Origin of the sequence: Mesorhizobium sp. ES1-4 (assembly GCF_020164745.1) — a bacterium.
Classification (GTDB): Bacteria; Pseudomonadota; Alphaproteobacteria; order Rhizobiales; family Rhizobiaceae; genus Mesorhizobium.
On record NZ_JAIUGV010000023.1, the window covers coordinates 1 to 25,796 of the forward strand.

Genomic DNA, 25,796 nt, shown 5'->3' on the forward strand with positions numbered 1-25,796 from the left:
AATCCTGCAATTCCAAAGCCGCTATCCGCCTCAATCAACAGGCCAGATCAATGGCTTGCGGATAGTTCACGGCCGACCAAATCGAAAATGCAAACTTAGGCTGTTGCGCGGTATCTCCTTCCACATCATCTCTTGCGCATACCTGCATTCCAAGGTGTTTGATCCTATGCTTCGCGAGGAGCAGGTAGGTCGCGACAGCTAGGCAATGTTCCAGCTGCCCTAGCGGAGGAGTCACGATTTTCCGGCAAGCTCCGTCGGCAGACGTTCCTTTCTGGCCTTGGCAAAGGCTCGGTCGCCTTCCAGAAACGCCGCCAGCATGAAAGGGATGAGTTCTGCCACGGTTTCAGACTGACCATAGGTCTGACGGTAAAGTGCAGCATACTCCTTGAGTGTTTGGCTCAGCTCCGCGCTGACGGTAATGGTGATCTTCGAAGCTGTTCGGTCCGGAAGTTTTCCAAGTTTCAGGTCAGCCATGATAACTCCTGCTCAACTGGCGTATGGCCGCAGCACGATGTCCTTGTGCACGATGACGCGCAGTGGCCAACCTGGGCGGACGACGATGGTGGGCTGGATATTGAGGTTTTTTTCGGTGATGCGCTGGCCGGCTCGACTGGCGTTCTGCTGGGCTGATTCCCGGATCGCCTTGACCAGATCGCTCTCGTTTTCGCCGAGGCTGAATTCTGTGCCGACACCGAGCAATGTGGCAAGCGCCACTCCCTTGATCATCTGCCAAGTGTGGAAATCGACTTCGTCTTCCAGCCCTGCGTAGCCGGCGGTGTCGCTCGCGGGCAGATTGTCGATTTCGGCCGACGAGCCGTCGGGCAGCAGAATGCGCTGCCAGACCAGCAGCGCTCGCTTTTGCCCGAACGCGACGACGCTGTCGTAGACGCCGATAAGACGTGAGCCCTGCGGAATCAGCAATATGTTGCCCGTGACCGTGTCGTGCACATTTTCGGTGACTTGCGCGACGACAAGGCCCGGCAAATCGGAATTGATGCCGGTGATCAGGCTGGCGGCAATCACGCTGCCAGCCATCAGTTGATATGGCGAGATCGGCGTCTGCAGCGCATGCGGATTGTAGATCCCGCCAGTGCTCCGCTGGCTGAGAAAATCAAGCTTTCGCTGCTGATTGTTCTGGTCGCCTTCCGCCGCCGCCACCGAGGCTGACGCGCGTCCTGCTTCGGATTGGGGAAGCGCCTCAAATGGATGCTGAGCAGTTTGCACGCTCTCTCCGACATCTGTCTTTTGAGCTCGATTTTCGACGCGGAAAAGCACCCGCGATTCACGCGCTTCGATCGCCTGCTGCGCTAGACGCTGCTCCTCGGCCGAGATGTCTTGGCCCGGCACGATGCCGAGCTGGCGCTGCCGCTCGAGGATGGGGCGGCCGAGGTCGCCCGGCAAAGGTAGCCCAAGGACGGGAGGCTTCGGCTTCATGCCGGAATAGTCATGGGGAAGCGTATCGAGCCCCTCGGCGGTTGGTTTGCGCTCAGTGTTGTAGAGATCTTCCGCCTGATCCCTGATGCGAAGGGCCGGCCCCTGGAGGGCGATCATGGTAACGCCGAAGACAGCGCCGGATCCGAGCGCTGCGATCGCGATGATCACACCGCGCCTGAACCGCACCACGCGGCGGGGAGAGGCCCGAAGCTGCAGTTCCTCGGGATCCAGTTTCGGCGGGATGCCAGAGCGGGAATTTTCGATCATGAGTCCTCACCTCGCCGGCTGCCGCGAAAGAGCGAGATCCGCCGTTGCGGTTGCCTGCCGTCAATCCTGCTGATGCGGATCACCTGCTGCCGCTTGGTGCCGAGGCGAAGTTCGGCCGCGGCGAAGAGCCGATCGACGATGTAATAGTTGCCGCGCACGCGATAGTTGACGAGCTCGCTGCTCCCATCTGCGCCGACGATGAAGAGTGGTGGCGCCTCGCCCTGATCTATGCGACGAGGGAACTCAATATAGACCTTGCTGCCGTCGTCGAAGGCTCGCGTCGGTCTCCAGGGCGGTGTGTCGCCACTGATTGAGTAGCGAAAGCGAAGGTTTTCGAGCGCGATATTCGACGCGACCGGTGTAACTGCCTCGGCTTGAGCATTGCGCTGGCGAAGCGCGATGATCTGGTCTTGGCTGTAGGTCCAGGAGATTGCCGCCATTGCGGTCTTCTCGGTGCTTTGAAGCTGCAAATGATAGGTCCGCCGGTCCGTCGTAATGACGACATTGGTGGCAAGACCCGGCGCGAAGGGTTTTACCAGAACATGGGTGCGCTGATTGTCACCGGTGCCGCTTGCGGTATCGCCAATGACCCAGCGCACGGTGTCGCCAGCCGACACGGCGGTTAGTTTCTCGCCCGGCTGCAGAGCGATGTCGGTCACGCGCTCCGGCGCGGCATAGAGTTGATAAAGCGCGCCATCGGTGAAGGGGTAGACTTGCACGGCATTAACATACCCGTACTTGGTGGGTTGCTGGGTCGCGGCTTTGTTGGCATCAGCGACGCGTTCTTCAGGGGGGCGCTTGTCCTCGGCCTTGCCGGGCTCGGGCTGCATTTGGCCAGGCAGCGGCAGTGGTTTTGGCACCTCGACAATTCTAATCGGCCTCTCCGGCGCCTTTTCGATCGCGGCCGGTTTGAAGTCGGCAGCGTCATAGGAAATCTCAGGCGGCGGCACCTTCTTCGATGCACAAGCGGAAACGACCGCTGCCGACACCGATAGGATCAGCACGGCACGAATCGGTGACATTTTACCTTTCATTGGTGGACTCCGTCGGAGAAAGGGGGGTTGGGACGGCGCTGTCGAGCTCGCGTGACCAGTCAATGGCATTGATGAAGACGCCGAGCGGATTCTTGCGCAGCTGATCCGTATTGCTTGGCGAGCGAATCACGATCGTGAGGATCGCAGTCCAGCGCATCGTGCTGGCAAGGCTTCCGCGCTCAAACACCTGCTCGGTCCATTTGACCTGGAATGAACTTTCGGAGGCTCTGACCACGCTGGTGACCTGTACCGAAACACTGCGCGTTCCGATCTGACCGAAGGGGTCGTTCGCCTTGGCGTATTCGTTGAGGAAGAGCGCTGCGCGATCGCTAGCAAAGTCGTACGCTGCCAACCAGTTCTGCCGTACCAAAACCGGATCGGTGGAAACGGAACGGACATTCTGGATGAAGCGGCCGAGATGCCAGGCGATCTGAGCATCCGAGGGCTCATAATTCCGGATCGCCGGCGCGACGGCGCGCGTCTCGCCGAAGCCATCGACCTCGACGACATAAGGCACGACACGGCTTTGCATCGACTGCCATACGAGTCCGCCGGAAAGCCCGGTCGCCAAGGCCAGGCAGCCAAGGGCCATGATCCGCCAGTTCCTGGCCTGCAGTCGAGATGAGCCGATGCGCTCGTCCCACAGCTGGGCGGCTTTTTGATACGGCGTGACCGGTTCGGGTGTTTTGCCGTAACGGTGCACGGGTCGCTTGAAGAGCATCTAGTCATCCTTGTCGTTGAGAGAGGGGGTGGCGCTGCCTCCCGGCCGGTCTCCGTCTCGGACAGCTTGCATGGCAGCGTGGCGATTTGCACGGGCGGTCTGTTCAGAACGTAGGCGCCTTGCCCACGTCGGCGCCGAAACAGTGGCCGAACCGGCAGAGCGTTCGGTCATTGGCGCTGTCGGCGTGCCGCCGGTCGCGGTCCACGCGGCATCGCGCCCGGCATCGGCGTTGCGCCCAACACTTGCAGTGGCGGATCGCGCTATGCGTATAGCGGCGCCGCCAGCTGCACTGGTTACACCATGCATTCCAGCAGCCACACCGGAGAGGCCAGCGTCGGGCGAGGTTGCGCGCCCGATCTGCCATGACGTGGAAGCAGCCGATCCCATTGTTGTGCCGGCTCGGATGGCGGCGACACCGCCGCTGGTTGCCATACGCGCGCCAGCAAATGCTGTGCCTCCAGCAACGAGTGATACACCCGCTGCCGCCGCGGTCGTGCCGAGGGCGGCGCCCGCCCCAAGCTGCGGTGCGCCTGAGACAAGACCCGACGCGATCCCCGGCCCAAAAATGCCAAGGCCAAGCAATGCCAGTGCGCCCAGTACCTGGGACATGGCACCGGCAAGATCCGGCTCCTTGCCTTGCAATGCGGAAGCGAACTCCCCGAAGAGCGTGGAGCCGATACCGACAATGACGGCGAGCACCATCACCTTGATGCCTGACGAGATAACATGGCCGAGCACGCGTTCGGCCAGGAACGCTGAACGGTTCCAAAGTGCGAATGGAACCAAAACAAAACCTGCCAGCGTGGTGAGCTTGAACTCAAGGATGGTGATGAAAAGCTGGATGGAAAGGATGAAGAAGGCGATGATGACCAGGAACCAGGCCATCAGCAGCACGAAGATGGTCAGTGCGTTGCCGAAGATTTCCGGGAAGCCCAGGAGCTGACTGGCTTGGTCAAGCATTGGCCAAGCACCTTCGAAACCGGTCGCGGCAATGCGGCCCGGGCGCAAGAGATTGTCTGCCGACAGATTGCCGGCCGACGCCTTAATCCCGAGACCGGCAAAAGAACGATAAACGATATCGGCGAGGTTCTTGAAATTGTTCAGAATGAAGGCGAAGACGCCAACATAGAGCACCTTGCGGACAAGCCGGCCGAGAACGCTGGTTTCGTCGCCGAGCGCCCACGCCAGGCCGGCAAGTGTGATGTCAATGCCGATCAGAATGGTAGTGAGGAAGGCGAGGTCGCCCGATAGCAGACCGAACCCGCTGTCGATGTAGCGGATGAAGGTCTCCATGAAGCGATCGATGACGCCAAGGTCGTTCATGCCGCTGCCTTTCTCGTCGTGATGAACTCGTGATTAATTGCCGGGATAAGCCGAGCCGGTACCCAAGAATCGCTTCGTCATCTCGCGGGCGGCTTCGTCTGACTGGGCCTTGCGGGCGGCATCCTCGGCCTCAGCTCGAAACTGCGTTGCGAGCAGCGTCTGGATCTGCATCTGCTGTTTTGTCGAAAGCGCCATCAGCTGGTTGGTGGCCTGGCTTGCCTGAAGCGCACCGGCCGCCCCTTGGCTGCGGTTGACGAGATCGGCGAGCAGATCGCCGTCGGCGCGGACGTTCTCGACGATTTGCGACTGGACACCCATGGTCTGGCGGAACGCCTGCATGGCGGTTTGCCAACGCTCCCGCGCAGCACTCGCCACATCGCTGACTTTGATCGTGGCGTCGTAGCTTTCCGGATATTGGCTGCGCCACTGGTCTTGAAGCTTGCCCAGATCAAAGCTGAGGCCACTCGCCTGGTCCATCAAGCCGTCGATGCGATGGAGCGAACCGGTGAGTTGGCCAACGGAAGAGAAATCCAGACGCTGAAGATTGCGCGCCATGTTCTGCAGCATGGTCGCCTGATTCTGCAGCGACTGGATCTGGTTGTTGATCTGCTCCAATGCGCGCGCGGCCGTCAGCACGTTCTGCGCATAATTGGACGGATCGAACACGATAAGGGCGTAGGCGGGCTGCACATAGTCGGCCATAGGCTTGGCGATCAGGGAAACGGTGATCAGGCCGGAGAGAAGGCGTCGCCGCATCATGAGAATTGCTCCTTGTCTGGTTGAGGGAATTGCTTGAGAAGTTCGCCGGCCCAATCGAGGCCGCGCGCGATCAGGAACTGCGAGGCAAAGCTGCCTTGCCCGTCTTCGGACATGATCCTGTCGATCAGAGTCTGCGTGGCCGGATCGGAAGCACCGCAAAGCGCAAGAGCGATGGGGCCAAGCTCGAGCTCGAACAGACGGTTGCCGCGGCGCGATTGCAGATAATACTGACGCTTCGGCGTGGCGCGGGCGATCAATTCGATCTGCCGCTCGCTTAAACCGAAGCGCTCGTAGGCTGTGCGCGCCTGGGGTTCCACGGCACGATCATTGGGAAGGAAAATGCGCTGCGGGCAGCTTTCGATGATTGCCGGCGCTATGCCAGAGCCCGCGATATCAGCCAGCGACTGCGTAGCGAAGACAACCGACACGTTCTTCTTTCGCAGCACCTTCAGCCATTCGCGGATGCGGGCGGCGAACAGCGGATTGTCGAGATAGACCCACGCCTCGTCGAGCATGATCAGCGTGGGCCGTCCGTCGAACCGTTCCTCAAGTCGCTGGAACAGATAGGTAAGCACCGGCAGCAAAGCGCTTTGGCTGTGCATTAACTCCTCGGTCTCGAAACACTGCACATCCGACAAGGCCAGCCCATCATGATCGGCATCGAGCAGGCGGCCGAAGGGACCGTCGAGCGTGTAGGGCATCAATGCGGTCTTCAGCGCATTGGATTGAAGCAGGACCGAAAGACCGGTCAGTGTGCGTTCCTGCGCCGGCGCGGTGGCAAGGCTGGCCAGCGCTGACCAAATAGCCTCCTTCACCTCCGGCGTGACGGTGACGTTCTCGTGGGCAACAAGGCTGGCGATCCATTCGGCCGCCCAGCTTCGGCTAGCCTGGTCGTTGATGCTGCGCAGTGGCTGAAAGGCAAGGGAACCGTCCGCTCCTAGCGCGTGGTGTTCTCCACCCATGGCAAGTGTTGCAGCACGGGCCGAATTGCCTTTGTCGAAGACATAAACCTGGGCGCCGGCGTAGCGCCTGAACTGCAGAGCAATCAGAGCAAGCAGAACCGACTTGCCGGCGCCGGTCGGACCAACAACCAGCATGTGGCCGACATCTTCGACGTGGGTGGAAAGCCGAAACGGTGTCGACCCACTGGTCTCGGCAACGAAAAGCGGTGGCGCTTCGGTTTGGGTGACTTTCGCGAGATGCTCGTTTGTCGCAGGACCGGCCCAAACCGACGACAGCGGCATGAGATGGGCAAGGTTCAATGTATGAACGAGCGGTTGGCGAACGTTAGCGTAGACATGGCCAGGCAATGAGCCGAGCCAAGCCTCGACCGCATTGACGCCTTCTCGGATCGTGGTGAAGCCGAGCCCATTGATGATGCGCTCGACCGCGCGAAGCTTCTCTGCAGCGGCTTGGCGATCCTCGCCCCACACCGTCACGGTGGTGGTGAGATAGCCGAAACTCACATGATCACCGCCCAATGCCTGAAGGGCTTCGTCGGCATCGAGCGCCTTGTTGTCGGCATCGCTATCGACAAGCGGGACCGGCTCGTTGGTAATGACCTCGCGTAGGATTGCCACGATCGATTTGCGCTTGGCAAACCACTGCCGGCGCAATCGCGTCAGCGTCTTCGTGGCTTCCGTTTTCTCGAGCGGAATGAAGCGCGTCATCCAGCGATAGGCGAAATCCTGATGATTGAGGGTATCGAGGATTCCGGGCCGGGTGAGGTTCGGAAAGCCGAGGATGGTCAGTGTGCGAAGATGCTGCTCACCCAGCATCGGCTCCAGGCCACCGGTAAGCGGCGCATCGACCAGGATTGCATCCAGATATATCGGCGTTTCCGGGGCCATGATAGGATGGCGACGAGGCGAAATCGTGCCGTGGAGGTAGGTCAACGTCTGAGCATCATCGAGGACGCGTACTTCGGACATGAAACCCGAGAAGAGATCGAGCACGCGGTTGGTCTCGTCACGGAACCTCGCCAGATCCTGGCGCCAGTCTCTTTCTCCTCGGGAATAATGAGAGTCGACGAGCGTGCTTTCTGCGCGCGCCTGGGCGTCCGGCGGTGGCATAAACACCAAGGTCAGATGATAGCGGCTCTCGTAGTGCGCTACCTTCCCCTCGAAAGCAGCGCGGCGTTCTTCGTCGACCAGCCACGACGCGGCGTCAGGAAAATGCGAGTTCGGATAGCCCAGCGCTTCTGTGCGCTCGGCCTCAAAGAACAATGCCCAGCCAGAGCCAAGGCGTCTGAGAGCATTGTTCGCCCGGGCGCAAATGCCGACGAGTTCAGCCTCCGTCGCACTTTCGAGATCCGGGCCGCGGAACCGCAACGTCCGCTGAAAGCTGCCGTCCTTGTTGAGCACGATGCCGGGCGCCACCAAGGCAGCCCAGGGTAGATGGTCGGCAAGCCGGTCGGCTTTGCTTCGATATTCCGAAAGGTTCAGCATGCAAGCCACCCCTTCAGACGTAGGTGGCGCACAAGCACGCTGGCGAAGTCCGGATCGCGTCTTGCGGCAAACACCGCTAACGAGTGGCCTGCGATCCAAAGCACCAGACCAGCAATCCATTGCTGCAAGCCGAAGCCAATGGCCGCGGCCACTGTACCGTTGAGGATCGCCACCGCGCGCGGAGCCCCGCCGAGCAGGATCGGCTCGGTCAGCGCCCGGTGGACCGGTACTGCGAAGCCCTCGATATGCTGCTCCCCGGCGGCCATCAGACGAGCGCCCCACCACCGAAGGAGAAGAAGGAGAGGAAGAAGCTCGATGCCGCGAAGGCGATCGACAGACCGAAGACGATCTGAATCAGGCGCCGAAAACCACCGGCGGTGTCGCCGAAGGCAAGCGTCAGGCCGGTGGTGATAATGATGATCACCGCAACGATCTTGGCGACCGGTCCCTGCACGGACTCCAGGATCTGCTGCAGCGGCTGCTCCCACGGCATGCCGGAGCCGGCGGCATAAACCGGGGCCGTGATAAGAAACGCGAGCGCTGTGGACGAAAGAAAGCGAAGCTTCTTGCGCATGAGGAAGGCCTTTCAAAGCTGCTGGAGTTGCGAAAGCGTGAGCGGGGCAACGGCGTAATCGCCGCTGCCGTCGAGACCGGTGACCTCGGCGATTGCGTCGATGTGGCGCGACGAGCCGCGTCCCGCTATGAAGACGATCAGATCTATCGCCTCAGCGATGAGCCGGCGGGGAACGGTGACCACCGCTTCCTGGGCGAGTTGCTCAATGCGATAGAGAGCCGAGCGCGCGGAATTGGCGTGTACGGTAGCGATGCCGCCTGGGTGCCCGGTGTTCCATGCCTTCAGCATGTCGAGCGCTTCCGCGCCCCTCACCTCGCCCACGATGATGCGGTCCGGCCTGAGCCTCAGCGTCGAGCGCACGAGATCGGCAAGGGTGACCGAGCCCCGCCTTGTTCTCAGGGCAACGCAGTCCCTGGCCGCGCACTGCAGTTCGCGTGTGTCCTCGATCAGGATCACCCGATCGTCGCATTCGGCGACTTCAGCCAGCAGAGCGTTGGCGAGTGTTGTCTTCCCCGAGGAAGTGCCGCCGGCGATCAGCATGTTGCGCCGCTCGCGGACGGCCTTTTTCAGCGCATCGGCCTGCAGCGGCAGCATGATGCGTTCGGCAACATAGTCGGCCAGGGTGTAGACTTTCGCGGCGGGCTTGCGGATGGCAAAACATGGCGCCAACACCACAGGTGGCAGCAGGCCTTCGAAGCGTTCGCCAGACGGCAATTCGGCACTGACGATCGGGTTGTCGGCGTGCGCCTCGGCGCGCACGTGCGAAGCAACCAGGCGGATGATACGTTCTGCCTCGGACGGGTGCATGTGAACGTCGGTATCGACCCGACCTTCGCCTAACCGGTCGAGTCGCAGCGCGCCGTCGGGATTGACCATCACCTCGATGACGGACGGATCGGCCAGGGCTTCGGTGATTGCCGGACCCATGGCGGTGCGCAGCATGACACGCCGCCGGTGGTCGGCCTCGGGATGAGAGCTCATCCTTCCCCTCCCCCACCATTGTCTTTGCTAAGCGACTTTTTGCCGGAAGCGATCTGGCGGCCGACCTTCTCAACGAATTTCTCGAAACGCTCTTGGGCAATAGCCTGCGTTGCCCGATCCGGGACCGGCGTGTGGGCGTGAAGGGTGATCGAAAAGCGGATGAAGAGCGCCAGGCTCTCCAGGATCACCTCGGAATCGCGCCTGACGTGGGCAAGATCGCGGGAGAGCCGGTCAAGCCTTACGCCGTAGCGCCGATCGAACTCGCTCTCGCCACGCCGCTCGATGAACGCCTCGATCGCCTTCCCCACGATCGCTGATTTGGTCGTTGACGGATCGCGACTGAGGTTGTCCAGTTTCTCGCTGAGCTCCGGCTCAAGCAGAAACTGATGGCGAATGCGGTGCGGCTTCATGCGGATCGTTCCGACGGCCCGGCGTTGCGCCGGCGACGGGAGAAGCATCGGCCAGACGCTCAAAATTGCTTATGGCCGTTATCTACGCTGAGGTGCGCTCTGCAACTCAGCGGACTTCAGAAGCCGGGAATGACATCGTCGCCCCTGCCCTCGTTGATACCGTAGACGCGGGCCGCAGTGGAAATCCGATCCATGACACGCTTGTCCGCGAGCGCTTCGCTGTCATCGTCTGCGGGCTTGTACAGATCGGCCTGATCGGGCTCTTGAGAGACAACAACGTCTTCTTCGGGCAGGCTTGGATGGCGTTGCTGCTGAACGCCTCCCTCGTCTTCAACTGGCGCGTCGGCGCTTTCCTCGTCCGCAGCAAGTCGGCTATCGACGCTGCACACTTGTCCAGTCCAGCCGTCCGGGCGTGATGCAGGGCAGTCCGCATAGGGTCCGTCGTGCAGCACCGGCGCAGGCAGCACCCGATCTGTGAAATTCTGATCCTGATAATAGCGCAGCTTCTTGGCGCGGATCGGCGGCAACCCAGAAACCAGGACCAATTCGTCTGACGGCGGCAATTGCATCACCTCGCCTGGCGTCAGGAGCGGGCGCGCGGTTTCCTGGCGGCTCACCATGACATGTGAAAGCCAGGGCGCAAGCCGATGGCCCGCATAGTTGCGCATCGACCTAAGTTCGGTTGCGGTGCCGAGGGCATCCGAGATGCGCTTGGCCGTGCGTTCGTCATTGGAGGAAAAGGCAATTCGCACGTGGCAATTGTCGAGAATAGCATTGTTCTCGCCATAGGCCTTTGAAACCTGGTTCAAAGATTGTGCGATCAGATAGGAGCGAATGCCATAACCTGCCATGAAGGCGAGCGCCGTTTCGAAGAAGTCGAGGCGACCGAGCGCCGGAAACTCGTCCAGCATCATGAGCAGCTGATGCTTACGGCTCTTCTTCGGGTCCCCCTCCAGACGCTCCGTCAACCGCCTGCCGATCTGGTTCAAGATCAGTCGCACAAAAGGCTTGGTGCGCGAGATATCCGAAGGCGGCACGACCAGATAGAGCGACAGCGGTCGCTCTCCATCCACTAGGTCAGCGATGCGCCAGTCGCAGGACGAAGTGGCCGCCGCGACCGTTGGATCACGATAAAGCCCGAGAAAGGACATGGCGGTCGAGAGGACGCCTGAGCGCTCGTTTTCCGACTTGTTCAGGAGTTCGCGAGCCGCCGAGGCCACTACGGGATGGACCTGAGGGTTATGCCCCGTCCCGAGATGGTTTGTCGTCATCATCCGCCGTAGCGTTGCGGCAAACGAGCGTTGCGGGTCCGACAGGAAGGTGGCGACGCGGGCCAGCGTCTTGTCCTCTTCAGCGTAGAGCACGTGCAAAATGGCGCCAACTAGGAGTGAATGGCTGGTCTTCTCCCAGTGGTTCCGTCGCTCCAGCGCGCCCTCGGGATCGACGAGGATGTCGGCGATGTTTTGAACGTCCCGGATCTCATCTGGGCCTTTGCGCACCTCCAGCAGCGGGTTGTAGCGTGCCGATCTCGGGTCGGTCGGATTGAACAGAAGGCAGTACGAGAATTTCGACCGCCAGCCGGAGGTCAACTGCCAATTTTCGCCTTTTATATCATGAATGATGGCAGACCCGGTCCAGGAAAGTAGCGTTGGAACAACCAGCCCCACGCCCTTGCCCGAACGCGTCGGCGCAAATGCCATGACGTGCTCCGGGCCGTCATGGCGCAGATAGCGATCGTTCAGCCTACCGAGGAAAACGCCCGCCGGCCGTAACAACCCTGCCGTCTCGACCTCATGAGTCGTGGCCCACCGTGAAGACCCATAGGTCGTAACCGACCCGCGCTGTCGCGCGCGCAAAAGCGAGCCAGCGATTGCGGCGGCACAACCCAGGAATCCGCTGGCGCCTGCAAGCGTACCGGCTTTGTCGAAGACCTCCGGCGCATAAGCATCGAAGTGGAACCACCATTCAAACAGCTTCCACGGCTTGTAGATTGGCCAGCCGGCGAAGAGAAACCATGGTGCGCCGAGAGGCGTCTGGTAGGTCAGCATTTGAGCGCACCATTGGGTTGCCGTCCATACGCCGATAATGACAATTGCGCACACAACGGCGATCTGCCCGATCAGTAGCTTCGTAGGTGTCATCGGCTTGGCCCGCTGAACAACGCGACCTAGCATCGCGCGGCGCAGCCGGGACAGGAATGTTCCTCACATACGATTTGGGAGCAATGAACGACTTCCTACGTATGCAGGTCGGTCAGCACGCGTGTTGCGCCTTCACGCGACACCATCCGCCACTCCATCCTTTCCATTCACCCTGAGGCCCGGCGCCGCCGACAGTTGCGTGACCGCTCCTCCGCAAAGTTATCTTCTGCGTTCAGGGAGCCACGGCGCCTGGGCTGGCTGATGAACACCGTCCGCTCGCGCATGTGGGGTCGAATTGATTTGTGCCCAAGTGGAGGCAGGCTCGTCTTCCAACAGTTGCCGCAGTTCCCCTGGCTCGAACGCCATCATCGGTGGGGAAGCGGGTTCATCCTCCAACAGTTGCCGCAGTTCCCCTGGCTCGAACGCCATCATCGGTGGGGAAGCGGGTTCATCCTCCAACAGCTGCCGCAGTTCCCCTGGCTCGAACGCCATCATTGGTGGGGAGGCAGGCTCGTCCTCCAACAGTTGCCGCAGTTCCCCTGGCTCGAACGCCATCATTGGTGGGGAGGCAGGTTCGTCCTCCAACAGTTGCCGCAGTTCCCCTGGCTCGAACGCCATCATTGGTGGGGAGGCAGGCTCGTCTTCCAACAGTTGCCGCAGTTCCCCTGGCTCGAATGCCATCATCGGTGGGGAGGCGGGTTCATCCTCCAGCAGCTGCCGCGGCTCTTCCTCGTGCGGCAAGCGCCTCCTTAGCCGGTCTTGCAGCGCCTGCCGATCGGCAACGAGGTTGTCGAGGGGCAGCGGCTCGTGGTCTGGCCGCTGCCCTTTCACCAATCGTTCAACCAGCGCCCACGTGCCCTCCAGGACAAATACGCCGCAATCATAATGGTTCGTCTGTCTGGCCATGGGGGCTGGCGCCAAGGTGGCATTCAGCAGTCCTGCGAGCTGTTTTGCAGGCACGTCGTTATATCCCTCTCGCTGGAGGGAGTCGTAGTGATAGGCGAACCGCCTTTCCGGGTCGCGGCGATCAACGAGCAGCAGCGACCAATGGGTGCCGGGGCTAGTAGCCGTGCCATTATTCACTGGCAAGAACAGGAAGTCGGCTGTGGCGTTGTTTTGATTATAGATGGACTGCAATATGCCTCGAGCGTCTTGCGGCGACGTGTGTCGCAGTAGATGGGATACGGAAGGATCCACCAGCCGAGTCCGGGCAGCGAGCGCCGGATTGATCCCCTGCAGTTGCCCCTCCAGCAAATTGTAATCTCTCTGGATATGGGCGTCGCTCAGCCATTCGGCGGCGCCGAGCACCCGCCCCGTTGCAACGTTGGACGGGGCTGTCGGATCGAGCGCCCCGATCTGAGCCCCAGAGGAACTGGTAGTCAGTGTGGTCACATCAACCAGTGGAAGGCCGCGGTAGGTGCCTGGCAGCCTAGCGGTTGCTGGCGAGGCGGGTTGGGGAGCTCTTGCCGGTGCCGCTGGCCCAGCTTCAGCAGCGGCCCCAACGCGCCTGGTGACTGCGTCTGCCGGATGAGCAGAAAGGACAGTTTCGCGCCCGAGCACAATGCGCGGCAGGATATCCCGGAGGTGAGCCAATGCAGAACTGATACTTAGCCTATTACCATAGGAGACAGCCTTGAAGCTCTCAACATCTTTATCCAGCGATTTGTCGTGAATCCGAGCCGCAATCCCAAGCTTGTTATTTTGACGCAGGTACTGACTAAAATGTCTAAGAAAATTTGTATAGCCGCCCACGGTATCTGGATTCCGTCCGGTCGCAGGCGCTGCCAGGTACTCCTTGGTCGAAGCGGCTCTGTAATTTCTAATGAGCTCGGCATCGTCAGGATAGGGGATCACGACAGGGCGAGCCATAATCGGGGCTCCGCCTGTCGACTTCTTGAGGTAACGCAGTGCGCCAGCCACGGTGGAGGAACCACCCGTACTCTCGTACTCCTTGAGATCCTGATCCAGCGACGAATGGTAAAGCCGAGCAGCAAACCCTGGCTTGTTGTTTTGAAGGAGCCACCGACTAAAGCCGAAAAGAGAATTTACATTGTAAGTGACCGTGTTCGCTTTGGCCTTACCCGCGTGGAATGCTGCCCTCAGCCCTTCGATAGCGGTCGCATCGTTGGAATAGACAGGACGCTTGTCGGCACCGTCGGGGACTACAATTGGACGATCCGGCTGCACTGTCGAGGGCATCGACCCACCACCTCCGGGATGCGGTGCTGGGGTGGATTCGTGCTCATCCCTCTGCCTGACGAGCTGCGCCTCACATTCCGGTGTAGCCACCTCATGAGGATCCTGCATCGGTTCGATCCCCTCCATCTCCTGCTGCAACCAAGCCAAAGCTTGGCGAGCGGCCTGCGCGGCTTCATCAACCGCGGAGGATGTCTCCACACCTCTGGCGGACGCCGGCAGAGCCTGCTCCGCCCGCCGTCGAAAGAGCTCTGGCGAGGCGGATTTCTCCGCCCACAATCTGGGCTGCGTAGCGAGTCCCCGTCCAGATTTATGTGGCACCGCCTCGCTTGGCAGCGGGCTGCTCCTGTCCCGTGCAGCTACCAGCTCCTCCGGGGCGCCCTGGTCGCCGTGGCGCCAGTTCAAGTGAGGGACGGCCTCTCCAAAGTCGGGCGCTTGGTGTTGGTGCGCGGTTGGGGCGAGAGACAATGGTAGATCGGTGCCCTCCTTATAACCTACCGGCAGGAGCTCCTCTGGCCAATCGAATCCCTGCTGTGGTGCGGTATGCTGAGCAGCGTCGCCACGGGGACGAGCCTCCATGCTGACCGCGTTTTCCAGATGATTCCCGAGTATAACGCGCGGCGGGTTCTTGCGGAGATAAACCAGCGCAGATTCGATCGGAGCTCCACCATTAGAGGAGGCGGCCTTGTAGCTCTCAACATCTTTATCCAGCGATTTATCGTAAATGCGACCCGCAATTCCGAGCTTGTCATTTTGACGTAGGTAATGACTGAAATGGTTAAGAGCAGTTGCGTAGCCGCTCGCGGATCTGAAATGTCTGGTGAGCGCGGCGTCGTCAGGATGGGGGTTCAGGACAGCGCGACCCACAATCGGGCCGGCTCCGCCCATCGACTTCATCAATTGACGCAGTGCGCCAGCCACGGTGGAGGAACCACCCCTACTCTCGTACTCCTCGAGATCCTGGCTCAGCGACGGATGGTAAAGCCGAGCAGCAAGCCCTGGCTTGTTGTTTTGAAAGAGCCAACGACTAAAGCCGAAAAGAGAATTTGTGCTGCGAGTGACCGTGTCCGGCCTGGCTTTACCCGCAAGGAGTGCTGACTTCAGCCCTTCGATGGCGGTGGCATCGTTGGAATAAACAGGACGCTTGTCGGCACCGTCGGGGACCACAATTGGACGATCCGGCTGCACTGTCGAGGGCATCGACCCGTCGAGATGCGGTGCTGGGGTGTATTCGTGCTCGTCCCCCTGCATCACAAGTTGCGCCTCCCGTTCCGATGTACCCACCTGATCGGTGGGGAGTTGCATCATCACGCGAGCGCCTGAGTTGCCAACCTCACCTGGTTGCCGCTCAGTGACAGCATGCTGCAGATTGCTTTGGATCCTCTGCCTCTTCGTTGGTCTCAACTCACCTTTACCATGCGAGCCATTGACGAGGACCTCCTCGCCTAGCGCACCCATCAACTCGTCCGCCGCCTGCAGTTCGCCCAAGTGCTGCTCAAAACCGGCTTGGCCGGCCTGTCCGCTTGCTCGTGCGGTACGGCGTGCTGCACCTGCAGCCAAGCTGCCACGATGAATGTCTAGTTTGTACGGGTGCACGCTATCCTCACTTCCACAGATCACATGAGCAACCTACTCAGGCAAGCTTTCGAGAGGCTGACGAGGTCCGCCGCCGCGGAAGGCGAAGGCTGGTTTTCTGCTCAGCGGTTGACGGCCTCGCGTGTTGCGGCCGCGCCGGGTATCACGCCAATCAATCTGAATAGTCGATGCGTCAAACGAACCAGGATGGGATTTTCGTAGCGGGGCTGCTCTACTCACTCTTGTCCTGAGGGCAGAATTCAACCATATCGCCGAGCAACTGGATGCCGATTGGATACCCGATCCGGAAAGCTTCAGCTCATATGTGACGCGAGGATGAGAATCGTGGCAGCTCCAGACCGACGGGCTGCCACCCACAGCGGCGATGACCGACGAGGGTCTTCTATTGCCAAGGCAATCGTCCGTTCGGGGACCTATGTGTTCCAATGCTCGTCGAGCGGATCGGTGGGCCGCACCGCCGTAGCGTTACGGCGAGCGGAAGCGGCGTTGGGTGCGGCTTTTCCCCTGAACGCTTCACACCAGGCTGATAGGGGATCTTGCAATCGCACACACGCGGTCTGCAGGCGTGCCTATCAAGCAGTTTGCTCAGACCAACGTCGCGGCGAGCCGATCCTCAATACGCAGCGCAAGTCCTAGACTCCACGATCGTCCTTCGGTGCAGATTTGCTCGCGCCTCGCCCTGATTACAGCTGATAAGGCGAGCTAACAATTGCAAGAGCCACAAGCTATTCCAGCTCGATCGGTTTGGTGTTCCAGTCGGGCGGGGTCTGACCGAGAATGTTGCGAACGAAGAAGTCTAGGAGTTTGCGCTCGGTGTAGGTGCCTAGAGTATGGTGATTGGCACCAGGAACGTAGACCATGTCAAAATCTTTTCCTGCCTTGATGAGTCGATCGGCAAGCTGGAACGAGCAAAACGGATCGACATTATCATCCATTTCGCCGACCGCGATCATCAGCTTGCCCTGCAGCCTGTGAGCATTGTCAACGGCGGAGGATTGCGAATATTCAATGCCGACCGGCCACCCCATCCAAAGTTCGTTCCACCAGGTCTTGTCTATCCTGTTGTCGAAGCAGCCGTTTTTGGCGACGGCGACCTTGTAGAAATCGGGGTGAAAGAGCAGCGCGCTGACTGCACTCTGGCCGCCGGCGGATGCGCCAAAAATGCCGACGTTGGATATGTCGTACCATGGATATTGCGCGGCCGCCGCCTTGTGCCACAGAATGCGATCGGGAAATCCTGCGTCCTTCAGATTCTTCCAAGCAACATCATGGAAGGCGCGGGAGCGGTTGTTGGTGCCCATGCCGTCGATCTGAGCAACGACGAAGCCCAGCTGCGTGAGCGGCTCTGTCCACCGCGAGAAGGATTTTGGGACGAAGGAGCCGTGGGGTCCAGCATAGATATTCTCCACAACCGGGTATTTCTTCGTCGGGTCGAAGTTGGCTGGCAGGTGGAGCACGCCCCAGATGTCAGTTTTGCCGTCGCGCCCCTTGGAATGGAAACTGAGCGGCGGCTGCCAGCCTGCGGCGACGAGCTCAGAAATGTCGGCCGTCTCGATCTGCTGGAGCTTGGCATTGTCGCTGGCGCGGTAGAGTGCCATGCGCGGGGGCAGATCGATGCGTGACCAGAGATCGACATAATAGCGCCTGTCAGGCGAGAACTCGATATGGTGGTTGGCCGGTTCGGGCGTCAGTGCAGTCAGTCCCTTGCCGTCAAAGCCGATGCGGTAAGCATGGACCCAATAGGGGTCCTCCTGCGAGTTCATCCCGCTCGCCTCGAACCAGATCTGACGCTTGACCGGATCGACATGGTTGACCCTCCGGACGACCCACTCACCTCGCGTGATCTGGTTTTCGAGCGCGCCTGTCCGGCCGTTGAAAAGATACAAATGCTCATACCCGTCGCGCTCTGATGCCCAGATGATCTCCTTCCCGTCATCGACATCGTAACGGAAGATTTTTCCGGCATCCTCCTGGCCATGCCCCAGCGGCAAATAATCAACGAATGTCTCGCTGGTCTCATCGATCAGGGAGCGCCCGCGGCCCGAGGCGGCGTCTACCTCGACCAGGCGATAAAGCTGATGCCCGCGCTGGTTATATTCGAAAGTGAAGCCGCGGCTGTCCGCCCACCACCGGAGAGGGGAAAGTTCGAAGACGTTCGAGAAGAGGGCACCGTCAATCACGATCTGGCGCCGGCCGGCAATGTCGAACAGGACTGGCTGGGGCAGCGGAAGGACATCGCCCGGCCTGGGATAGAATTTTGTTGAATATTCCCGCTCCAACTGGTCCGTCGAAGAATTGAGGTAGCGGACCTCTCGCCTATAGCCGGGGCGAACAAGGTAAGCGGCGAGGTGGCGCGAGTCCGGCGACCAGCTCAGCGTCGAAAAGACGTAGCAATTGCCTTCGGCTCCGTCCCGGCTCAGAGGAACATCCTGCAATCCGTCCTCGCTGCGCAGGAAAACGTTGCAGTTCTTGATATAGGCGATCCATTTGCCGTCGGGCGACGCGTTGCTCTTGTCGGGGTTGTTCTCCGCTGGCGGCGTGTAGCGGTGGCTGAGCTCCCTACGGTCCCCTTTCCTTGCATCGAATGTGGTGCTGGTACAGTCATAGCTTGCAAGGTCGCAGCTCCACCGGGTGTCTTCAATCTGGAAGTCGAGCCTGCGACCATCCTCACTCAGTTCGAAACGGTCGAACGGAAGATTGCCGGCTTGATAGCTCTCATGGCTCACCTTGTTTAGCGCTGCCGCCAGACGCGCCTGATCGAAAGCGGGCCGCTTGAAACCCGTGGCAGCATCGACCTGCATGAACTGCTGCTCGCCGTGGCTAGTCCGGCGGTAGACGAAGGCTTCACCCCCGGTCAGCCAGAAAGGCATTTTGGGGACATTGACAGTGAGCCCGCCATATCGATCGTTGATCGTAAGTGCGCGCTTGAAATCGGCCGGCGCTAGCGTCGGGTGTAAACTTTTCGAACCCTTGGCCAGCGTCTGAGTTGCCGATCGCCATGCGGCGCGCGTCAAAGCGCCGATCCTGGACATACCTGTTCACTTCTTTCGGTTTTCGGAATGCTAATTTTGAAGTTGGGTTCTCGTCGCCGGTCTGCAGCAGCGCCGAAGCGTCGCCTTGGAGGAGAGCCAGCACGCGGGTGCAGCCAGGCACGCGCAACAGGGGCGCTCCTTGGACATCCAGGCACTGGTTCGGGTGCCGATTGAAGAGTTGGCGTCCGCCGCCGAAACAACCAGGAAAGAGCGTCCATGCAGCCCTGACGCGACTATTTCCCCGCGAGTATGGCCGCTTGCTTTTCTGCATCATCTGAAAGGTCCTGCTCTAGTCGGGCCGGATGTCACCCCGGCAGAAATCATTGTGCTATTTCGACAATCTCCGAGCGATTGCCGCCGGCCCATGACGAGGTTTACCGATAGGGCGCAATATGCGTGCCAAAGGAAAAGCGGTTTAAATACACGGCAATCCGCCTATGTCGCATCCCCAACATCGTCGCACACCGGACAATGCCGGACGAAATTGTCCCGGGGCGTCAAATTGGTTTGATGGTGACCCAAGGAGTTCTGGCTTTATCTGAGGCGTTCGGCCTTTTTCGAAAGCCGGACTCTTCGCGCGTTTCCGACGGCCCGAAGCGCCTGATCAAAGCTGACGGCATTCCCGGGTCTTGGCCTTGCCACAGCAGCACCTGCTGCATCAATTCCGACGGACGCTGTAGAACACCTGCAACACACGGCCCGCAGCAATTTCTCCGGCGCAACGCTGGGGCGACCGCCTTTGGCACTGCAGGCGTACATGCCGGAAAGGATGCCGTCTAGCCGCACCAGCGCTCCATTGATCATCAGCCGGTGCGGGCACCAGGATGACCGGCTGGAACGAAATCTTCCAACCGCTTCATCGTGAACAGCTGCTCCATGAACACATCGCTCCCGTCAATCGAGCCGTCTCGCCAGGGGGATCAATAGTCTGTCTTTGGCGTAGGTATTTCAGCAGCCTGCTGTTAGCGTGCGGACGACGCCGACATCAACCGGCGGACAAATGCGACGAGGGCAACAAGCGCGCCTGACGCAACGCCGCCAGATCAGCCGAGCCCGTGCAGAAGCAGGCGACGGCCAACTGGCGGATGACGATCTCGAAATGCGCGACAACGGCCCCGGTGGACACTGTCGCCGCGCCCAGCACGCTGGCCGCCTGCCCGGCGATGTCCGCGCCCAGGCGGATGGCCTTGGCCACGTCGACGCCATCGCGGATCCCGCCCGACGCGATCAGCTTCACCGTTGGCAGCGCCCGACGCACCGCCTGCACGCTGGTCAGGGTGGAATCCCCCAATCGGCGAATGACATCGCCACTGCACGGTCGGCGGCATTGCGGGCGCGCTCGCCCTCCACTGCGGCCCAACTGGTGCCGCCGGCGCCGGCGACATCGATTACCGCCACGCCCGCCTCGACGAGCGCACAGGCACCGAGGCGGACAGGCCCGCCCCCACTTCCTTGGCCACCATCGGCACGCCCACGATGCGCGCGGCGCCAGCGATCAGCGCCAGGACGCCGCGCCAGTTCGCGGTCGCCCTCCGGCTGTACCGCTTCCTGCAGCGGATTGAGATGGACGATGAGCCCATCGGCCTCCAGCGCGTCCACCGCGCGACGCGCCAGGTCCAGGCCGTCGGCCTCCCGCAGTTGCGCGGCGCCGATATTGGCCAGCAAGGGAATGTCTGGCGCCAGGCGGCGCAGCGCGCGCGTTAGCCCCTGGGAGTTGCGGGATTGCAGGCTCACACGCTGCGAACCGCACATGGCGATCCCCAAGGCTTGCGCTGCCTCGCTCAAATGCCGGTTGATGGCCTCGGCCCGTGGCATGCCGCCGGCCATAGAGCTGATCAGCAGCGGCGCGCGCATAGCCTTGCCCAGCAGCGAGGCGCGCAGGTCGATCTGCGTCAGGTCCAACTCGGGCAGTGCGCAGTGTTCGAGATGGATGTACTCCCAGCCAGCGGCCACCGTGGCCGGCGCCGTTCGCCGATCCAGCACGATGTCCAGATGTTCGTCCTTCCCCGGCTCAGGGCGGTGTCGCTCATGCTCGCTCCATCCGTAGCAGCGGGCGACGGCGTTGCGTCGGATCGAACCGACGGCAGCGCGCCCAAGCCGCCGCCTCCGGCGCGTCCAGGCCGACGCACGCTGGCCTCCCCCTGCAGCGTCGCTGCGATAGCGGCTGGTCGAAGTCTGGTAGTACTGCGCGCGGATCGCCGCCATCGCCTCGATCAACGGTCCCCACGGCGCGGGAAAGCATTCTTCCGCCATCACCCGGTGCAGCATGCGCGTATGGCCGGCCAACTCGTCGTTGAGGAACTCAACCACAGGCATAGCCGGATAGCGCTGCAGAAGCAGGATCGCCGCGTTATCGCCGGCCGACCTGTCCTTGTCGCGTCCATGCAGATCGTTCTGCAGGCGCCCTATCACTGAGATGAGCCGCAGGACCTGGCGAAACGCTGGACGCGCGCGCAAGGTCGCCATGTCCAGCCCCCACAGCAGCGACAGGCAACAGAACACGGTCCCGTAAGCGATCGAATCGATGCCGTTGTGCAGGTACTCGGCGTAAGACCAGCGTCGCGCCCCTGCCGCCTGCGCGTGTCCGGCGCGCAGCGCCGCGCAGTAGCACCGGGTATAGTCGAGAAGCCGAGCATAGTCGTGACGATCGTAAGCGAGCGCAGCCAGCGAAGCGCGCAGCTGAGCGCAGCCCTCGAATCCGGAGAGCACGCACGGTACGCCGTGCCCCAGCGCCTGCTCCAGGGCGGCGAGCTGCTCCGGCGCGATCAGGCCAACGTCGTTGCAATCGTCTAGCCAGAACAGCAGCGCCAGTTCGCGATAGAACGCCACGATCAGCGTTTCGTCCTGCGGATCGCGGCCGGTGCGGGCGCTGGTGTCGCGCAGGCTCGGGTGAATGCGTTGCAGGATATACTGGCCGCCCCTTACCGCTTCCTCAGCATGCTCATCCGCGAAACCGGTCAGGGCACGCCCCCACTCAAGCACCTGCTGCAGCGCGCGTTCGGTCTGGATCATGGCGCCGCCCCTGCTCCCTCGGCTACGACGCGCCGCCCACAACGAAGCGCCAGCCACAACCCGGCGAGACCGCATCTCCGCGCCATAACGGCGATCGCGAAGTTATCGATCCGATTGCCAGTTGCTGATGCAAGCTCTTGTGAACGGCCGTTAGGACCGGCCCGCAGCCTCGCCGGCAGTATCGAGCAATCCGCTTGCGCCGGCTCGCCATAGCAGGCGAGGACGGCAAGGTCGCCGGCGGCAAACGCACGCGAGCACATTGCAAGCGACATCCGCGAACGCGGCGCCGACTGGTCAGCCTCCGCCTCGGTGCCCGCATATGTCCGCGAGTCGAGCAGCGCCTTCGCCACGAAATGAGCAGAACGCCTTACGAGCATCGACCGCCGGCTGCTGCGCATGCGCGATGATGAGGCATGGTCTCGCAGCGGACCCGTTCCGACAGATGCTGCACCAGGGACGAGGCGACCTTATCCAACAAGGCACCACTTGCGCTGTTTGTGGAGACGAGCGTCGGCTGCATCCATGCGGCTGCTTGAGTGGTGAAGACTCTGAACGACGGTTCCTACGGCGCTGCCGGCGCAATCGGCTGCTTGGGGGACGCGTGACGCAGTCAAAGCTCCCCTTGCCAAGCACGGAGCAGGCGAGTGAGAGAGCAGATGAATAGGCGTGTCGCCAATATTTTTGCATTGCTCTAATCGATTATAGTTGTGAGGAGCAATTTGAGACCATTTACTTGCGGCTCAAGTCACCCATAAAAGAAGGCAAGCACCGATTCGGTAGCTTATCCCCTGTCTTTCGCGTACTCGCGGCCGTGGCGCCGGGTGAACGATTGAAGACCGCCGGTCTCACTCGCAGGTGGGCGCCAGGGCGTGGGGCGGTTGGCAAGCCACAGGAGTAGGACAATGTCGAAGGATTCGGGTAAGGGCGATAATCACGGCGGCGGACCGGGCAAGATCGAGATCACGGTGGTGGTGAACGGCCAGCCCACGCAGGTCGAAGCCAATCCCAACCAGCCGCTTCACGTCATTCGTACCAAAGCCCTTGAGAACACGCAGAATGTCGCCCAACCAGCCGAGAATTGGGAATTCAAGGATGAGGCCGGCAACTTGCTCGATGTCGACAAGAAGCTTGGCGACTTCGGTTTCCCGAATACTGTGACCCTGTTCCTCAGCCTGAAGGCGGGCGTCGCAGGTGCCTAAACACCAAAGTGTGGATCCGGAGGTCTCCCGAGCGAAGTTTGATCGGGAGATCGGCCGGTTCCGGCCATATGCTGATGTCTATCGGGCTCAGGGCTGCTTCTTGATCGAGGCGACCTTTCCGCGCGCTTTCTTCATTTTCGCCAGCCCCAAGTTAAAGCCACGGGTGGTCAGCGCAGCGAGCGAGGTCGACTTCACCGACTACGACTTAAGACCACCGTCCGTGGTCTTCGTCGATCCGTTTACGCGTCATCCGATTGCCCGGAAAGATCTATACCTGAAAATGCTTAGACGTCCGCCGCTGCCCGGAACGCCGCCGGAGATGATAGGAGCTCTCATCCAGCAGAACGCCGTGCCGCTGACGGACTTCATCCAGGCCAACAGTCCCGAGGACGAACCATTCCTGTGCATGGCGGGCGTCCGGGAATACCACGACAATCCAGCCCATTCAGGTGATCCATGGCTGCTTCATCGGGGTTCTGGCGAAGGCTGTTTGGCCTTCATCCTGGACAAGATCATCAAGTACGGAATCGTTCCTATAGAGCAGTTGCAGATTCAACTCCAACCGACAATCGTAGGAATGGTGGTATCCCCTCAGGCGATACAAGAATGACTGGTTTGAGAGATGTAACGATCGTGACTCTCCCGCGCGGCTGCATCTCGACCACGCATGGGCATCTGCGCTCAGTTGGTCGCGAGGGCAATGAGGGGATGGCGCTCTGGGTCGGCGTTCAGCAAGAGCGGCACTTTGCCGTAACAGAGACGGTTATCCCGGCGCAGCGTCACATTCGGACAAACGATGGCGTTTGCGTGATCGTTGCGGCCGAAGAACTGCACCGGCTCAATGTCTGGCTCTACAAAAGCGGCCTGAAACTCTTGGCCCAGATTCACAGCCATCCGGGCCGCGCCTACCATTCGACGACGGACGACGCTTATGCGGTTGCTACCACGGTTGGGTGTCTGTCGCTGGTAGTGCCGAATTTCGCCCGCGAGCCTTTCGATTTTGCTCGGGTCGCCGCCTATCGGCTTGACGAAAAGGCCAAATGGAATGCGCTCCCTCCCGCGGCACTGTCGCGAATGATCATGATATCGAGTTGAACAATGGCATTCGCTAACTTCATCGATCGCGCCGCCACGGCGGCATCTCAGGTCCTGGCCGATTTTCATCTGGGAGACTTCAAAGCAGCTCTTGAAAAGCAGGTCGTGGCAGTCGCCTTCGACCATCAGGCCGCTTCCTGCGCCGAAGGCCAGGCGACACTAGATCTTGCGGTGAGATTGCTCGCTAGGCTCTACCCGGTTCTGGCGATACTCCCGCTGGACAGCGCGGCGAGCTCTCAAGCCCAAGCGCTGGAGCGCTTGGCAAAGTCGATCAATCCAAAAGTCGGCATCCGGCGTTCCGGCAAGTCTGCCACCGTCTGCGTCGTTGCAGGGGTAACGCGCCCATCACTCCGGTGCCCGATCTTTTTCGTGGGATCGGACGGTTGGGCGGCAAAGCTGTCGCGTACGGACCCGGTGGGCTCTGGCCCAAGTCTGCTGCCTTATGGAGCTGGCGCCGCCAGTTGCTTCGGCGCCGCCAACGTCTTTCGAACTATCTTCGCTGCCCAGTTGACCGGCGCCGAGTTGGACGAAACCATCGACCTCTCGCTATGCAGCTACGACAAGACCAAAGCCGGAGAGCCTGGCCCGATCGACTTCCCAGTCGACCTTGGCGAAACCCACCTCGTTGGGCTCGGTGCGATAGGCCATGGCTCGCTTTGGGCGCTAGCGAGACAACCCGATCTCAAAGGTCGTCTGCATGTAATCGATCACGAAGCGATCGAACTCTCAAACCTGCAGCGCTACGCATTGGCTGGCCAGGCGGAGATTGGTATGTCCAAAGCGGTTCTTGCAGCCACCGCCCTTAGATCGACTGCCCTTGAGGTCGAGGCGCACCCTCTGACGTGGGCAGAATATGTTGCGCGCCGGGGCAATTGGGTCTTCGACCAAGTGGGTGTGGCGCTTGACACCGCCGCCGACCGTCTGGCTGTCCAAGGTGCACTGCCGCGATGGATCGCAAACGCTTGGACGCAGGAGCACGATCTCGGTATCTCCCGGCATGGTTTCGATGACGGCCAGGCTTGCCTTTGTTGCATGTACCTGCCATCCGGAAAATCCAAGGACGAGCACCAGCTGATTGCCGAGGAACTCGGAATACCGGAAGCACACGAGCAGGTGAAAACGCTCCTGCAGACCAATGCCGGAGTTCCCAACGACTTTGTAGTTCGCGTGGCTACAGCGATGGCTGTGCCGTTTGAACCGCTAGCCCCGTTTGTCGGCCAGCCCCTGCGCTCCTTTTATCAGCAGGCTATCTGCGGCGGTCTGGTGTTCCAGCTTAGCGAAGGAAGTCGCCGCGTTCGAACTGTGGTTCCGATGGCCTTTCAGTCGGTGCTTGCCGGGATTATGCTTGCCGCGGATTTGGTCAAACATAGTGCGGGGTTTCCCATGAGCCCGACGACGAGCACTCGGGTGAATCTTCTGCGCCCCCTTGGCTCTCACTTGCACGATCCGAAGGCCAAGGACTCCAGCGGCCGCTGCATCTGTAGCGACGACGATTTCATTGCCGCTTACAGGCGCAAATACGGCGAGCGCGTTGATCAGGTAAGCGATGTCTCGGCCGCCTAAACAGACGCGCAC

The 25,796-nt window shown here is 60.9% G+C and carries 19 protein-coding genes and 3 pseudogenes; 5 read left to right on the forward strand and 17 right to left on the reverse strand.

Annotated elements, in window-relative coordinates:
* The coding region (locus LB556_RS28700) for a hypothetical protein (RefSeq protein WP_206520515.1) at positions 1-202 on the forward strand (202 nt) is incomplete at its 5' end.
* Between the two features lie 29 nt (positions 203-231).
* Here the strand turns inward: LB556_RS28700 and LB556_RS28705 are convergent.
* The 17 genes and pseudogenes from LB556_RS28705 to LB556_RS28785 form a co-directional block, all read right to left on the reverse strand.
* Positions 232-474, reverse strand: a complete 243-nt coding sequence (locus LB556_RS28705) for a DUF2274 domain-containing protein (RefSeq protein ID WP_024502859.1) — start codon at positions 472-474, stop codon at positions 232-234.
* 12 nt (positions 475-486) lie between these two features.
* Positions 487-1,701, reverse strand: coding sequence for a TrbI/VirB10 family protein (locus LB556_RS28710; protein ID WP_063169228.1), 1,215 nt, complete (start codon positions 1,699-1,701; stop codon positions 487-489).
* On the reverse strand, positions 1,698-2,735 hold the full coding sequence (gene trbG / locus LB556_RS28715) for a P-type conjugative transfer protein TrbG (protein WP_063169229.1): 1,038 nt from the start codon (positions 2,733-2,735) through the stop codon (positions 1,698-1,700). The genes LB556_RS28710 and trbG overlap by 4 nt, the downstream gene beginning before the upstream one ends.
* Complete coding sequence (trbF, locus tag LB556_RS28720) at positions 2,725-3,456, reverse strand: conjugal transfer protein TrbF (protein WP_063169230.1); 732 nt, start codon at positions 3,454-3,456, stop codon at positions 2,725-2,727. The genes trbG and trbF overlap by 11 nt, the downstream gene beginning before the upstream one ends.
* A complete protein-coding gene (gene trbL, locus LB556_RS28725; RefSeq protein ID WP_063169231.1) occupies positions 3,457-4,779 on the reverse strand; it encodes a P-type conjugative transfer protein TrbL in 1,323 nt (440 codons plus the stop codon).
* Between the two features lie 33 nt (positions 4,780-4,812).
* Positions 4,813-5,538: a P-type conjugative transfer protein TrbJ gene (trbJ, locus tag LB556_RS28730; RefSeq protein ID WP_024502854.1), complete on the reverse strand. Its 726-nt coding sequence runs from the start codon at positions 5,536-5,538 to the stop codon at positions 4,813-4,815.
* Positions 5,535-7,985, reverse strand: coding sequence for a conjugal transfer protein TrbE (gene trbE, locus LB556_RS28735; protein WP_063169232.1), 2,451 nt, complete (start codon positions 7,983-7,985; stop codon positions 5,535-5,537). Before trbE ends, trbJ begins: the two co-directional genes overlap by 4 nt.
* Positions 7,979-8,251: a VirB3 family type IV secretion system protein gene (locus LB556_RS28740; RefSeq protein ID WP_024502852.1), complete on the reverse strand. Its 273-nt coding sequence runs from the start codon at positions 8,249-8,251 to the stop codon at positions 7,979-7,981. Before LB556_RS28740 ends, trbE begins: the two co-directional genes overlap by 7 nt.
* The gene (locus LB556_RS28745) at positions 8,251-8,559 is read right to left on the reverse strand and encodes a TrbC/VirB2 family protein (RefSeq protein WP_024502851.1); all 309 of its coding nucleotides are present in this window, start codon (positions 8,557-8,559) and stop codon (positions 8,251-8,253) included. The genes LB556_RS28740 and LB556_RS28745 overlap by 1 nt, the downstream gene beginning before the upstream one ends.
* A 12-nt stretch (positions 8,560-8,571) precedes the next feature.
* A complete protein-coding gene (trbB, locus tag LB556_RS28750; protein ID WP_024502850.1) occupies positions 8,572-9,540 on the reverse strand; it encodes a P-type conjugative transfer ATPase TrbB in 969 nt (322 codons plus the stop codon).
* Positions 9,537-9,950, reverse strand: a complete 414-nt coding sequence (locus LB556_RS28755; protein WP_063170364.1) for a CopG family transcriptional regulator — start codon at positions 9,948-9,950, stop codon at positions 9,537-9,539. The genes trbB and LB556_RS28755 overlap by 4 nt, the downstream gene beginning before the upstream one ends.
* A gap of 116 nt (positions 9,951-10,066) precedes the next feature.
* Entirely contained in the window at positions 10,067-12,091 is a 2,025-nt protein-coding gene (locus LB556_RS28760) for a conjugal transfer protein TraG (protein WP_063169233.1), read from the reverse strand.
* A 219-nt stretch (positions 12,092-12,310) separates the two neighbouring features.
* Positions 12,311-15,775, reverse strand: coding sequence for a Ulp1 family isopeptidase (locus LB556_RS28765; RefSeq protein ID WP_063169234.1), 3,465 nt, complete (start codon positions 15,773-15,775; stop codon positions 12,311-12,313).
* A gap of 833 nt (positions 15,776-16,608) precedes the next feature.
* Complete coding sequence (locus tag LB556_RS28770; protein ID WP_063169235.1) at positions 16,609-18,915, reverse strand: S9 family peptidase; 2,307 nt, start codon at positions 18,913-18,915, stop codon at positions 16,609-16,611.
* A 667-nt stretch (positions 18,916-19,582) separates the two neighbouring features.
* Positions 19,583-19,814 (reverse strand): annotated as a pseudogene (locus LB556_RS28775) (IS5/IS1182 family transposase); the annotation flags it as partial.
* Between the two features lie 86 nt (positions 19,815-19,900).
* A pseudogene (gene fni, locus LB556_RS28780) lies at positions 19,901-20,945 on the reverse strand (type 2 isopentenyl-diphosphate Delta-isomerase).
* Positions 20,946-21,033: 88 nt separating this feature from the next.
* A pseudogene (locus LB556_RS28785) lies at positions 21,034-21,927 on the reverse strand (terpene synthase family protein); the annotation flags it as partial.
* A gap of 902 nt (positions 21,928-22,829) precedes the next feature.
* On the opposite strand from LB556_RS28785, the gene LB556_RS28790 reads away from it, so the two are divergent.
* From LB556_RS28790 to LB556_RS28805, 4 genes are read left to right on the forward strand one after another with little or no spacing between them, the layout of a single operon-like run.
* Positions 22,830-23,126, forward strand: coding sequence for a DUF2604 domain-containing protein (locus LB556_RS28790; RefSeq protein ID WP_024505654.1), 297 nt, complete (start codon positions 22,830-22,832; stop codon positions 23,124-23,126).
* Positions 23,127-23,136: 10 nt separating this feature from the next.
* Positions 23,137-23,736 carry a putative metal-binding protein gene (locus LB556_RS28795; protein ID WP_372958890.1) on the forward strand — a complete coding sequence of 200 codons (600 nt, stop codon included), beginning with the start codon at positions 23,137-23,139 and terminating at the stop codon, positions 23,734-23,736.
* Positions 23,733-24,221, forward strand: coding sequence for a Mov34/MPN/PAD-1 family protein (locus LB556_RS28800; protein ID WP_024505652.1), 489 nt, complete (start codon positions 23,733-23,735; stop codon positions 24,219-24,221). The genes LB556_RS28795 and LB556_RS28800 overlap by 4 nt, the downstream gene beginning before the upstream one ends.
* Positions 24,222-24,224: 3 nt before the next feature.
* On the forward strand, positions 24,225-25,784 hold the full coding sequence (locus tag LB556_RS28805; RefSeq protein WP_024505651.1) for an E2 ligase fold family C protein: 1,560 nt from the start codon (positions 24,225-24,227) through the stop codon (positions 25,782-25,784).
* Positions 25,785-25,796 lie beyond the last annotated feature (12 nt).